The sequence below is a fragment of the Mesorhizobium sp. M0189 genome, assembly GCF_040322135.1.
Taxonomy (GTDB): domain Bacteria; phylum Pseudomonadota; class Alphaproteobacteria; order Rhizobiales; family Rhizobiaceae; genus Mesorhizobium.
Genome location: NZ_JAMYSW010000006.1, coordinates 268917 through 280769 on the forward strand (window position 1 = coordinate 268917; position 11853 = coordinate 280769).

Below are 11853 nucleotides of genomic sequence, written 5' to 3' on the forward strand. Positions count from 1 at the left end.
GTATCGATACAGCCTAATGCAGCGCCTTGACCAGCGCCGCCACCATTACCTGCGGCCGGTAGCCGAGCCTGGCCGGCGTCAGCCCGAGCCGCACCACAACCAGCTGCTCGGAGGGAATGATGGCGACCGTTTGCCCATCATGCCCCTCCATCCAGTAGGTGTCCTTGGGCAGGCCGGCGGCAATGCCGGCGCCGGGATTTTCCTCGTCGCCCGGCCCTTCGATCCATAATTGCCCCTTGCCGTAGACCTTCGAGGCAGTTGCCGGTTCCCGCATCCAGTCGACGAAGCCGGCGGGCAGGATCGCCTTGCCGTTCCAGACGCCACCCTGCAGCAGGAATTGGCCGAAGCGCGCCCAGTCGCGTGCCGTGGCATAGAGATAGGACGAGCCGACGAAGGTGCCGTGCTCGTCGGCCTCTAGCACCGCGCTCCGCATGCCGAGCGGATCGAACAGCGCGACCCTCGGCCACGCCAGCGCCTTGTCCTTGTCGCCGATCGCGTCCTGCCACAATCGGGACAGCATCACCGCCGTGCCGCTCGAATAGGAAAACACCTTGCCGACCTCGCCGGTCAGCGGCTTGGATCCGGCAAAGCCTGCCATGTCCGGTTCGAGATAGAGCATGCGCGTCACATCGGCGACGTCGCCATAATCCTCGTTGAATTCCAGTCCGCTCGACATTGCCATCATGTCGGCGAGGCTGATCACGGCACGGCCATCTGCTTGCCAGGGTCGAAACAGGCCCTGGTTGGTGATCGCCAGCTTGCCGTCCTTCATCAGCGTGCCGACGATCGCCGCATTCACCGTCTTGGTCATTGACCAGCCCAGTAGCGGGGTCTTTTCGGAAAAGCCGTCGCCATAGCGCTCTGCGACGATGCGGCCGTTCTTGACCACCACCACCGCCCGCATGCCAGCACCGGTCAATGCCGGATCGTCGAGGATTGCCGTGACCTCGGGATCCTGCGAGGCATCGGCCTTGTCGCCCTCCGGCCAGATCGCATCGGGCAGCGGCGCCGGCGTCGGTGCAACTCCCGCGACAGCCTTGGCGGCGGCAATATCGCTGTCGGGAACCGAGGCGCAGCCGAGCCCGTCGCGGGCGACCGCGACACTCTTGCCGAGCCCGCCGAACAGGCCCGCCGAAACCGTTCCCTTCTCCTTGTCCACCGACACTCTCATCAGCTTCAGCAGCGGATGGCCCGGCGCCTGCACATCGACGGCGAGCACGTCGTCGGCGTCTCGCCCTGCGATGAAGACGTTCGAACAGACGATCTTGGCCGAATAGCCGGAACCGACGCGGATCAGTTCCGGCGGCGCGAAATACAGCCAGCCGGCGAGCATCGCAGCGGCCAGCACAGCCAGGCCCAGCAGCCATTTGACGAACTTCAGAAGGATCTGCATTTTTTTCGAATTCCCCCCGAGCGCGATCTATGTCATCGATTTGCCGCCATTGTTTCGGCAAAATCGCGGCTCTTGTCGAGCGCCGTCAACCGAATATCAACCATGATCGGCGATCACGAGGGACTGGGCGATTCTGTGGGGTGATCGTCCGGCTGGGCTTGCATGCATGTGTCCCAAACTGCGCAACGGTTTGGGAATGCATGAAACGAAGATCCAGGCGCTTCGCGTAAGTCAGTTTCAAACGCGTCGCGCCCGGTCGAGGGGCCACCCGCGGAAAGACCCATCAGCGGCCGGCTGAAACCGGCTCGGGAAGTAGCGATGCGCCGTTTCGCGGTCCTCATCACGCTGATGCTGCTTGGTGCCTGCTCGACGGTCGATGATCTGACGCCATCGCTGTCGTCGTCCAGCGCCCCGACGGTTGCGGTACGCGCGCCCCGTTTTGCCGATTCCGACCCGCATGAATGGGATAGCGGCGCACCGTGGAGCTACGCCGTCCACGGCACCGACGTCTCCAAATACCAGACATCGATCGACTGGCCGGCGGCCAGGGCCAGCGGCATCTCCTTTGCCTTTATCAAGGCTACCGAAGGCGGAGACCGGTTCGATGAAGCTTTCAACGAGCATTGGAGCCGCACGAAGGCCTCGGGTATCCCCCGTGCCGCCTATCATTTCTTCTACTTTTGCACGCCGGCCGCTACCCAGGCGCGCTGGTTCATCCAGAACGTGCCCAAAGACAGTTCGGCGATGCCGCCCGTTCTCGACATGGAATGGAACCCGAAATCGCCGACCTGCAAGCTGCGGCCAGATTCCGCCACGGTACGCAGCGAGATGAGCACATTCCTCAAAATCGTCGAAAAACACTACGGCAAGAAGCCGATCATCTACACGTCGGTCGACTTCTTCGAAGATAATGGTCTATCGGGTTTCCGGGGCTACCCCTACTGGCTGCGCTCCGTCGCCGGGCACCCGCGCCAGAAATACGGCAGCCATCCATTCACCTTCTGGCAGTATACCGGAACGGGCGTCGTGCCGGGCATGGCCGGAAACGCCGACATCAACGTCTTCAACGGCTCCGAAGCCGCCTGGAAGAAGTGGTTGCGGCAGAACACCCGTTGACACCAGGCCTGCCGCCTGCTTTTCGACACAGCCAATGACGAATACCCGCAACCGCTGGTAATCTTCTCGGAAGGATGGCGATGCGATCGCGCTTTGGAATTCTCGCGGCGCTGCTCCTGACCGCCGTGCCGGCCGCGGCACAGCAATGCGGCGGCGATTTCGAGGCATGGAAGCAGGGCGTGGCGGCGGAGGCCAGGGCGGCCGGCGTCGGCGCTGCCGGCCTTGATGCGCTGGAAAACGCCACCCTCGATGAGAAGGCGCTGGCACGCGACCGCGCCCAGGGCGTCTTCACCCAGACCTTCATCGAATTCTCGAACCGCATGATCTCGTCGCATCGACTGAAGCAAGGCGCGGCCAATCTGCAAAAATATGCCGAGATCTTTGCCCGCGCCGATCGCGAATTCGGCGTCCAGGCGCCGGTCATCGCTGCTTTCTGGGCCCTGGAAACCGATTTTGGCGCCGTGCAAGGCGATTTCCACACACTGAACGCACTGGTCAGCCTCTCGCATGACTGCCGCCGCCCGCAGTTGTTCCGGCCGCAGATCGTGCCGCTGCTGATGCTGATCGATCGCGGCGTGGTGCCGGCCGACGTGACCGGTGCCTGGGCCGGCGAGATCGGCCAGACGCAGATGTTGCCTTCCGACTATCTCGGCCACGGCGTGGACGGCGACGGCAATGGCCTGGTCGACCTGCGCGGCAGCGCGCCTGATGTGATCATGAGCACGGCCAGCAAGATCCAGTCGCGCGGCTGGAAGCGCGACCAGCCCTGGATCGAGGAAGTCCGTGTGCCCGACGATTTGCCGTGGGAGCAGACGGGACGCACCAACAAGCTGCCGTTGATGCAATGGACCCAGTGGGGCGTTACCAGGCCCGACGGTACGCCGCTTCTCGACAACGGCCTGAAGGCCGGCCTGGCGCTGCCCATGGGTCGCAAGGGGCCAGCCTTCCTGACCTACGACAATTTCGACGTCTATCTCGAGTGGAACCAATCCTTCACCTATGCCCTGACCGCGGCAAATCTTGCCGCCCGGCTGGGGGGCGCGCCGCGATTCGATCCGCGCAACCCGGAACCCGGCCTCAACGGCGACCAGATGAAGGCGCTACAGACCAAGCTCGAGGCGAAAGGCTATGACGTCGGCACCGTCGACGGCATTCTAGGCACCAACACCCGCGAAGCGATCCGCAAGGAGCAGATGCGGCTGGGCCTGCCGGTCGACGGCTGGCCGACGCTCGAGCTGCTGGCGGGGCTGTGAGGGCGGTGAATGGTGAATGGTGAATGGTGAAAAGAATAGCACCGGAGCCGCACTGAACACCAGAGCTACTACTATTCACTATTCACTATTCACATCACCGCCTGGCAAGCAAGAAATCGATGAAGGCTCGCAGCGGCGCGGGAACCTGCCGGGAACTTGCGTGATATAGATAAAAACCCGGAAATCTCGGCGACCAGGCTTCGAGAAAGCGGATGAGCTTTCCCGCTTCGATCCACGGCCGGACCTGGTATTCCAGCATGTACGCCACGCCGACCCCATCCAGAACCGCCCCGATCATCAGGTCCGTATCGTTGACCGTCAGGCCACCGCTGACGGCCACTTCCAGGGCACGTTGGCCTCGGGCGAACTCCCACCGGTAGAGATTGCCGCCGCTCGGCCACTGGAAATTGATGCACTGGTGCTGATGCAGGTCCGCGGGGTGACGGGGTATCGGGTGATGCTGCAGATACCTCGGCGCCGCCACTGCAGCCATCTCGAGCTCCTCGCTGAGCTTCACAGCCACCATATCCTTGTGCAGCCGCTCACCCAGTCTGATTCCAGCATCGAAGCGGCCCTCGACGATGTCGGTGAGCATGTCGTCGACAATGATTGTGAGGGCGATATCGGGATAGGCGCGGCGGAAATCGCCGAGGATCGGCGCGATGAAACGCGTGGCGGCGATGCGCGGAACATTGATGCGCAGCGAGCCTGCTGGCCGGCCGCGTGATGCATGCGCGTCCGCGACGGCGCCTTCCAGTTCGCCGAATGCCGGTGCGATGCGGGCAAACAGCTTCTCGCCCTCAGCGGTCGGCGACATGCTGCGCGTGGTGCGGTTAAGCAGGCGGACACCGAGACGCTCTTCCAGCCCACGTATCGTCTGGCTGAGTGCTGGAGGCGAAATCCTGAGCTTGGCCGCGGCGCGGACAAAGCTTCCCTCTTCGATGATTGCTGCAAATGCCGTGAGTTCGGAAAACTCGCTTCCTCGCATTATGTACCTCAGGCTTAACAAGTCAGTTAGATAATAGGCTATTCTCTGAGCAATAGCATGCCCCTAGCTTTTCCCCGGAACGCCGCTCGATCGAGGCGGCCGTAGCCAGACGAAGGAACAGCCATGCATCGTCCACTCGAAGGCAAGACCGCACTTGTGACCGGCAGCTCGCGCGGCATCGGACGCGCCATCGCCGAGGGGCTCGCGGCCAAGGGTGCTGCCGTGGTCGTCAACTATGTCGGCAACGAGAAAGCAGCCAGGGAAGTCGTTGCCGCCATTGAAGGGATTGGCGGAAAAGCCGTCGCCATCCAGGCGGACGTCTCCAGCATCCCCGACATTCGCAAGTTGTTCGACGAAACCGAACGGCAGATGGGGCCGATTGACATCGTCGTAGCCAATGTCGGCGTCGCCGTCATAAAGCCGCTCGTCGAGGCCACCGAAGCGGACTTCGATCATGTGTTCGGGGCCAATGCCAAGGGCACCTTCTTCACGCTTCAGGAAGCGGCGCGCCGCGTTCGCGACGGTGGCCGCATCATTGCCGTCTCCACCGGTGGAACGAAGATGTTCTTCACGCACACGGCGCTTTATCTCGGCAGTAAGGGAGCCGTCGAGCAGTTCGTCCGCGTCCTCTCGCGCGAACTCGGCCCGCGCGCCGTTACCGTGAATGCGCTTTCGCCAGGCTTCACCGACACCGACCTGCTTCCGGAGCGAGACCGGGCCGTGGCCGCCGGCATGTCGCCCTTCGGCCGGATCGGAGGGCCGCGCGACGTCGCCGATGTCGCGGTTTTCCTGGCTTCGGACGAAGCTCGCTGGCTGACCGGCGAGAACATCCAGGCCGGCGGCGGAGTAGCCTGACTGAATGGTGAATGGTGAATGGTGAATGGTGAATGGTGAATGGTGAATGGTGAATGGTGAATGGTGAATGGTGAATGGTGAATGGTGAAAAGAACAACACCTGAGCCGCGCAGAGCACAAGAGCTACTACTATTCACTATTCACTATTCACTAATCCGCCATCGTCTCGAGGCTGGCGAACCCTTGCGGCGCGTCGCCTTCGTCGAATGGCGTTGCCACCTCGACGAAGGTGTCGGGATAGAAGCCGTTGAACCGTGTCCTGAGCGACAGCGAGTAGGCGCCGATATGGCCGATCTCTATCCAGTCGCCGGTATCGACGGTTTCGGGCAGCCAGAACGGCCGCGACAATATATCGACGGAATCGCAGGTCGCGCCGCAGACCTTGAAGGGCACGATGGTCTTGTCCTCGCCATTGCGCGAGCGGATCGCCGGATCGGGGATGAAGCGCGCCGGCAGCGTGATCTTGCCGGTCCATGAATCCGACAGCGACGCCCAGATGCCGTCATTGATGTAGAGCCTTTTGCCCTTGCGCAGCAGCACGCGCACGATCAGCGACAGGCAGCGCGCCACGATCACCCGGCCGGGCTCGGCCACCAGCGGCATCTGGTCGAATTGGTACTCCTGGAGGTCGCCCGATAATCGCGACATGATCTGGCCGAGCGACGGCATCTCCGGCTTGCGGCTGTTCGGGTCATGGCCATATTCGGCCGGAAAGCCGCCGCCGACATCGAGCCCGGCAATGTCGAAACCGACGCGGTTGCGCACCCAGTCGGCCGAAGCCAGCGCCCGCTCATAGGTGTCGGGATCCTCGATCTGGCTGCCGACGTGAAAGCACAGCCCGACCTTGTAGCCGGTTCGGTTCAGCCGTTCGGCGAGTTCCACCGCATTGGCCGGTCCGGCGCCGAACTTCTTCGACAGTTCGTAGGCCGCCGAGCCTTTCGTCTGGATGCGCACGAACACGGTGATCGCGCCCGGATCGATGTCGAGCGCCCGCACCACCCTGGTCAGCTTGGTGATCTCGTCCTCATGGTCGAGCGAAATGACGCGAATGGCGTACTTTTCCAGCGCCAGCCTGATGTCCGACTGCGCCTTGACCGGGTGCATGTAGAGCATCTCGGCGTCCGGCGAGACGGCGCGCACGGCAGCGAATTCGCCGGGCGAGGCCACATCGAAGGCGCTGACGCCGGCCTCGACCAGTGCGTTGAGCACGATCTGCTCGCCATTGGTCTTGACCGCATAGGCGGTCTTGCCGGGAAACATGCCCATGAACTGTTTGGCGTCCGCCTTCAGCACCTGCGGGCGGAAGCAATAGATCGGATCGTCCGGGCGCAGCGCCAGCGCTGCCTCGCGGGCATTTTCGAATCGCTGCATGGACGAATCCCTTGACTGAGGCTGCGCACAATTAATCCAAGCTAGCGGCTAATGAAAACAATTCTATGTCTCGCCGCCCCGGCTTCGCGGCGCTACGCCTTTCTGTACGCCGGTTATGGGCGAGCTAGGCCATCGCTCAGGTTTCGGGTGGCCCTTGCGGCCGGATCGGGTATGGCGTGAACAGACGCCTGAAGAGCAAGGCATCTCGTCTGGGAGGACGACCAATGGCGATAGCTGCCACCACCACGATGCGCGGGCCGATGGTGCTCAAGGACTGGGCGCAGCTTCTGCTGCTCGGCGCCATCTGGGGCGGTTCGTTCTTCTTTGCCCGCATTGCGGTGGCGGAACTTCCTCCGCTGGTGCTGGTGCTGTTCCGCGTCACCATCGCGGCGGCGGCACTTCAGCTCTATCTTGCGGTTCGCGGCCCATCCTTTCGCCTCGCTTTGCCGCATGCCGGCCTGTTCTTCCTGCTGGCGCTCGCCAACAATGTCATCCCTTTCTCGCTGATCTTTGCCGGCCAGACCGAGCTTGGCGCCGGCGTCGCCTCGGTGCTCAATTCGACGACGCCGTTCTGGACGCTGATCCTCGCCAACGCCCTGACCAGCGACGAAAAGCTGTCGTGGAACAAGCTTGCCGGCATCGCCCTCGGTATCGCGGGAACGGCGGTGATGATCGGTCCCGGCCTCGTCGCCGGGCTCGGCGGCCCGGTCTGGGCGAAATTCGCGCTCATCGGAGCGTCACTATCCTATGCGGTTGCGCTGATGATTGCCCGCCGCTTCAAGGGTGTGCCGTCACCGGTCATTGCCACCGGACAATTGACTTGCTCGACCATCATCATGATCCCGGTCGTTCTGTTCACCTACGGGACCGCCAATCTGTTCTCGGCTTCGCCGCCGGTCTGGGCGGCGGTGCTGGCGCTGGCGCTGCTGTCGACCGCCTTCGCCTATATCCTCTATTTCAACCTTGTCGCCTCGGCCGGCGCCACCAACGCCTCGCTGGTCACGCTCATCGTGCCGGCCAGTGCCATCCTGCTCGGCTTCCTGTTCCTGGGCGAGTGGCTCGAACTGTTCGAATTGGGCGGCATGGCGCTGATTGCGCTTGGCCTCGTCACCATCGACGGTCGCCTGTTCGGGCGGCGTTAGAGATGGCGCTATATGGGCGTGATCGCCGGAACAGATGAACCCTGCCATTCCAGACGCCAGATACCGCCTTGCCGGAGATTCTGAACGAGATCTGGATGGAAGGCGGCAAGGCAGGTCCCGCCAACATGTCTCACGGAAGGATAGATAAAACCGGTCGCGGCGTCTTGCTTGCGGAGTTGCTTCGCCAGCGCCTGCCCGGCAGGATAGGCTAAGGCAGTATCCGGATCGAGCACCGGGTCCTTGCTGAACTCAGCGCCGCGCAGATCGTGAAACGAGCCTATGAAGTCGGCAACGAGCTCCGCATAGTCGGTGACGTTTTCGAACCGTTCGATCGCGGCAAGCTCGCGCGTCAGATGAAACGAGACCTCGCCGAGCGCGGTTTCCGCATCGAACGCACAGTACCAGACGCCCCTGGCATCATCGTTGAAACGATTGCCGCCCGGACGGGTGTAAGCGAACGCCGCATTGATGAAGGTGTAGCCCGGTCTCCCGAAAACCAGTTCGCGCGGATCGAGGTCGGGCAATCCCCCTTGCTGCGCCTGAAGACGGCCGCTGGTGGCCCCTTCGAGTTCCGCAAGGTCCTCCAAATCTCCATGATTCCTGGCCAACGGCATCAGGACCGGTTCCTTGAGCCTGCCTGTCGAAATGAGCCGGATCGGGTCGCGCTGGGAAATGTCAGCGCGCGGCGGGATCGGCATTCAAAGTCCACCGCGCAAAGCGTCGATATGTTGGCGAACCTGCAGCAGCTTCGGAATGCCGCCCTCGATCATTACGTCCAGGGGGCGCCGGCCACCATAAAGCGGCCCTTTGTTCGGCAACCGCACCCATTCATCGGCAAGCGCTTCGGAGAACAGAAGCCGCAGTCCCTTGAAGATGCCGATCAGGGCGCTGATGCGTGTCAGCGAATCCTGGGAGAGAACGCCCTCCCACTCGCCTTTCTTCATGCGGAACCAGGTTCTCTCCGACACGTCGCCGATCAAGGTACAGATCTCGGCGCTGGTCAGATGCCAGATGTCTGCGAGCCTGACGATGCCGGCAACAGCCGCTGGCGTGAGCCGCGCCCGTGCCGAGGCATCCGCCAGATTTGCCGGCAAAGCCTGATTTGCAGGATCGCGAACCGCATAAGCGACACTCATTCCGACCTCCATCACTTGGCAGTCAATATACTGCCAATTGGCAGAAAATTCAAGTCCTGGCTATCTCACAACGCTGCCGATTGCCCACCGCATTCGTATAGCGTGCGTATAGCGTGCAGCATCCGGTTGGATGCGCAAAGGATGCGTCGAATCTTCAGTCGGTCCGAAAATCGATTCCGATTTCCGCCGCGGTAGCGCTGCCATTCTCGTTGCTGCCCCGGCTTTGCCACAAATTATTCACAGGTCCCGGGCCGGCTTTTGACAAAGAGTTTCAATGCCTAACGGCAAACGGCAGGTCGCAAATTCCACAATCTCGTCGCATTGCAGCAAAGTTTCTGCTTGCCTGTGGCACAAATGACCCTAGACTCTCGCCATAGCTCTTTAAGAGGAGGCTATGACATGGGACTGACGAGGCCGATCAACGCATTGATGATTTGTGCTGCGTTTGCATTCATCGGCGCCCTCATTATGGGCGTCCTTCCATAAGGCCGCTGAGCGGGGGAAGACCAGCACAGAATATTCCAAACCATTGAAAAGGCCGGGCATTTTGCCCGGCCCTTTTGCATTCCCCCGATCTTTGACATTTCAAAAAGTGCCTGCCGCCTTACGCCGCGGCTGATCCCGCCGCCTCGACTTCGTGCGACCTGATGCCGATCATGTGGCAAATGGCAAAGACCAGATCGGCCCGGTTCATCGTGTAGAAGTGGAAATCGCCGACGCCGCGCTCGACAAGGTCCAGCACCTGCTCGGCCGCAACCGCGGACGCCACCAGCGCATGCGTTTGCGGGTCGTTCTGCAGCCCATCGAAGCGCTCGGCCAGCCATGCCGGCACCAAGGCGCCGCAACGCGCCGAGAAGTTGGCGACCTGGGTGAAATTGTGCACCGGCAATATGCCCGGCACGATCGGTATGTAGATGCCGGCCCGCCGTGCCCGCTCGACATAGCGTTCATAAAGATCGTTGTCGAAGAAGAACTGGGTGATCGCCCGCGTCGCTCCATTGTCGGCCTTGCGCTTCAGCATGTCGAAGTCGGTGGCGAAATCCGGGCTTTCCGGATGCTTTTCCGGATAGGCCGAGACCGATATGTCGAAATCGCCGGCGCCCTTCAACGCGTCGACCAGCTCGGCGCCATTGGCATAGCCTTCCGGATGCGGCCGGTAGGCCGCGCCGACGCCCTCGGCCGGATCGCCGCGCAGGGCGACGAAACGCTTGACGCCCATATCGGCGAACTCTCGGATCACCGCATCGACCTCGTGACGCGCCGCATCGACGCAAGTCATGTGCGCCGCCGGCGTCAGCGTCGTTTCGTTGAGGATGCGCTTGACGGTGCGGGCCGTGCGCTCGCGGGTCGAACCACCGGCGCCATAAGTGACGGAGACGAATTTGGGCTTGAGCGGCTCCAGCCGGGTGACCGTATCCCACAGCCTTGCTTCCATCTCGTCGTTTTTCGGCGGAAAGAACTCGAACGAAACCCTGACCTTGTCGCCGATGTCGGGGCGGCGGGAGAAGCGGAACTGGTTCATCAGGCGGTTTCCCCTATCGGATACGCATTGGCCGGTTGTCTGTCGTTGGAAGGCTCGGCAATCAGCATGCGCCGATCGCGGCCGAGCCAGAGTTTGACGGTGAGCTTGGCCTCGTTGCCGCCGTGCGGCTCGAATTCCTGGCTGTCCTCGAGATTGAGGCCAGCCTCGGAAAACCAGTCGCCGATTTGCCGGTCGGAAAAGCCGAGACGCATATGCGCGTGCTCCTCGCGCAAGAACTCCAGCGTGTGCGGCGCGAAATCGACGATCACCAGCCGGCCGGCCGGGCGCAACAGCCGTGCCGCCTCGCGGATGGCGCGGGCAGGATCGTCGAGATAATGCAGCACCTGATGGATGGTAACGAGATCGAAGGCGTCGCGCTCGACCGGCGGCGCAAAAATATCGCCCTGCCGCACCTGCGCATTCGAAACGCCGGCCTTGTCGAGATTGGCGCGCGCCACCGTCAGCATCTCGCGCGACATATCGATGCCGACACCGCGCCGATAGAGCGGCGAAAAGATCTCGAGCAGGCGCCCGGTGCCGGTGCCGAGATCGAGCATCGACTGGAACGGCCGCTTGCCGACGAGCTTTACGAGTGCTGCTTCGACCGCGCGGTCCGGCACGTGCAGCGAACGGATATGGTCCCAGCTTGCGGCGTTGACCGAGAAGTATTGGGCGGCCCGGTCCTGCCGCTTGCGCTTGACCGCGGCCAGCCGTTCGAGATCACGCTCGACCTGTGGATCGGCGCCGCGGATGCCGGAGACCAGCCTGAGCACGAAATCGCGCGACGTGTCGGAATCCGAAAGCCGGAAGAAGGCCCACGAGCCCTCCTGGTAGCGGCCGATCAGCCCGGCCTCCAGCAGCAATTTCAAATGGCGCGAGACGCGGGGCTGCGACTGGCCGAGGATTTCGGTGAGATCGGAAACGGTTAGATCGCCGCGCGACAGCAGCGCCAATATACGCAGCCGGCTGGATTCGGCTGCCGCCTTCAACGTATCTACCATCGTGTCGAGAGCGACATGCATGCGAGCATTCTCTTTGAAAAGATATAAACATATGTTTATGTCGATTTTGATAGGC

General features: G+C 62.4%; 11 protein-coding genes. 4 read left to right on the forward strand and 7 right to left on the reverse strand.

From position 1 onward, the window contains the following. Positions 1 to 13 precede the first annotated feature (13 nt). Entirely contained in the window at positions 14 to 1393 is a 1380-nt protein-coding gene (locus tag NKJ09_RS14580) for a serine hydrolase domain-containing protein (RefSeq protein WP_023721218.1), read from the reverse strand. Positions 1394 to 1711: 318 nt separating this feature from the next. Here NKJ09_RS14580 and NKJ09_RS14585 point away from each other — a divergent pair, with 318 nt between their 5' ends. Next, the gene (locus NKJ09_RS14585) at positions 1712 to 2509 is read left to right on the forward strand and encodes a glycoside hydrolase family 25 protein (RefSeq protein ID WP_352481550.1); all 798 of its coding nucleotides are present in this window, start codon (positions 1712 to 1714) and stop codon (positions 2507 to 2509) included. An 80-nt stretch (positions 2510 to 2589) separates the two neighbouring features. After that, positions 2590 to 3762, forward strand: a complete 1173-nt coding sequence (locus tag NKJ09_RS14590) for a lytic murein transglycosylase (protein ID WP_023721220.1) — start codon at positions 2590 to 2592, stop codon at positions 3760 to 3762. 94 nt (positions 3763 to 3856) lie between these two features. On the opposite strand, the gene NKJ09_RS14595 is transcribed toward NKJ09_RS14590, so the two are convergent. Next, a complete protein-coding gene (locus NKJ09_RS14595) occupies positions 3857 to 4750 on the reverse strand; it encodes a LysR family transcriptional regulator (protein WP_023721221.1) in 894 nt (297 codons plus the stop codon). 123 nt (positions 4751 to 4873) lie between these two features. Between NKJ09_RS14595 and NKJ09_RS14600 the strand changes: the two genes are divergently transcribed. Further along, positions 4874 to 5605, forward strand: a complete 732-nt coding sequence (locus NKJ09_RS14600) for an SDR family oxidoreductase (protein ID WP_023721222.1) — start codon at positions 4874 to 4876, stop codon at positions 5603 to 5605. A 150-nt stretch (positions 5606 to 5755) separates the two neighbouring features. Here the strand turns inward: NKJ09_RS14600 and NKJ09_RS14605 are convergent, their stop codons facing one another. Next, positions 5756 to 6976 carry an alanine racemase gene (locus NKJ09_RS14605; protein WP_023721223.1) on the reverse strand — a complete coding sequence of 407 codons (1221 nt, stop codon included), beginning with the start codon at positions 6974 to 6976 and terminating at the stop codon, positions 5756 to 5758. A 224-nt stretch (positions 6977 to 7200) separates the two neighbouring features. On the opposite strand from NKJ09_RS14605, the gene NKJ09_RS14610 reads away from it, so the two are divergent. Further along, positions 7201 to 8118 carry a DMT family transporter gene (locus tag NKJ09_RS14610; protein WP_352495785.1) on the forward strand — a complete coding sequence of 306 codons (918 nt, stop codon included), beginning with the start codon at positions 7201 to 7203 and terminating at the stop codon, positions 8116 to 8118. 8 nt (positions 8119 to 8126) lie between these two features. Here the strand turns inward: NKJ09_RS14610 and NKJ09_RS14615 are convergent, their stop codons facing one another. The 4 genes from NKJ09_RS14615 to NKJ09_RS14630 form a co-directional block, all read right to left on the reverse strand. Further along, on the reverse strand, positions 8127 to 8816 hold the full coding sequence (locus NKJ09_RS14615; protein WP_352609101.1) for an RES family NAD+ phosphorylase: 690 nt from the start codon (positions 8814 to 8816) through the stop codon (positions 8127 to 8129). Continuing rightward, positions 8817 to 9254 (reverse strand): antitoxin Xre/MbcA/ParS toxin-binding domain-containing protein, encoded by a 438-nt coding sequence (locus tag NKJ09_RS14620; protein WP_352495783.1) that lies wholly within the window; start codon positions 9252 to 9254, stop codon positions 8817 to 8819. It lies immediately after the preceding gene. Between the two features lie 604 nt (positions 9255 to 9858). Then, positions 9859 to 10776: a methylenetetrahydrofolate reductase [NAD(P)H] gene (metF, locus tag NKJ09_RS14625; protein ID WP_023676795.1), complete on the reverse strand. Its 918-nt coding sequence runs from the start codon at positions 10774 to 10776 to the stop codon at positions 9859 to 9861. Next, a complete protein-coding gene (locus NKJ09_RS14630; protein WP_352495782.1) occupies positions 10776 to 11798 on the reverse strand; it encodes an ArsR/SmtB family transcription factor in 1023 nt (340 codons plus the stop codon). The genes metF and NKJ09_RS14630 overlap by 1 nt, the downstream gene beginning before the upstream one ends. Positions 11799 to 11853 lie beyond the last annotated feature (55 nt).

Excerpts from the sequence above, each read along its gene's own strand:
- NKJ09_RS14610 (WP_352495785.1), top strand. The coding sequence starts at position 7,201 with ATGGCGATAGCTGCCACCACCACGATGCGCGGGCCGATGGTGCTCAAG.
- NKJ09_RS14605 (WP_023721223.1), bottom strand. The coding sequence starts at position 6,976 with ATGCAGCGATTCGAAAATGCCCGCGAGGCAGCGCTGGCGCTGCGCCCG.
- NKJ09_RS14615 (WP_352609101.1), bottom strand. The coding sequence starts at position 8,816 with ATGCCGATCCCGCCGCGCGCTGACATTTCCCAGCGCGACCCGATCCGG.
- NKJ09_RS14585 (WP_352481550.1), top strand. The coding sequence starts at position 1,712 with ATGCGCCGTTTCGCGGTCCTCATCACGCTGATGCTGCTTGGTGCCTGC.
- NKJ09_RS14595 (WP_023721221.1), bottom strand. The coding sequence starts at position 4,750 with ATGCGAGGAAGCGAGTTTTCCGAACTCACGGCATTTGCAGCAATCATC.
- NKJ09_RS14590 (WP_023721220.1), top strand. The coding sequence starts at position 2,590 with ATGCGATCGCGCTTTGGAATTCTCGCGGCGCTGCTCCTGACCGCCGTG.
- metF (WP_023676795.1), bottom strand. The coding sequence starts at position 10,776 with ATGAACCAGTTCCGCTTCTCCCGCCGCCCCGACATCGGCGACAAGGTC.
- NKJ09_RS14600 (WP_023721222.1), top strand. The coding sequence starts at position 4,874 with ATGCATCGTCCACTCGAAGGCAAGACCGCACTTGTGACCGGCAGCTCG.
- NKJ09_RS14580 (WP_023721218.1), bottom strand. The coding sequence starts at position 1,393 with ATGCAGATCCTTCTGAAGTTCGTCAAATGGCTGCTGGGCCTGGCTGTG.
- NKJ09_RS14620 (WP_352495783.1), bottom strand. The coding sequence starts at position 9,254 with ATGAGTGTCGCTTATGCGGTTCGCGATCCTGCAAATCAGGCTTTGCCG.
- NKJ09_RS14630 (WP_352495782.1), bottom strand. The coding sequence starts at position 11,798 with ATGCATGTCGCTCTCGACACGATGGTAGATACGTTGAAGGCGGCAGCC.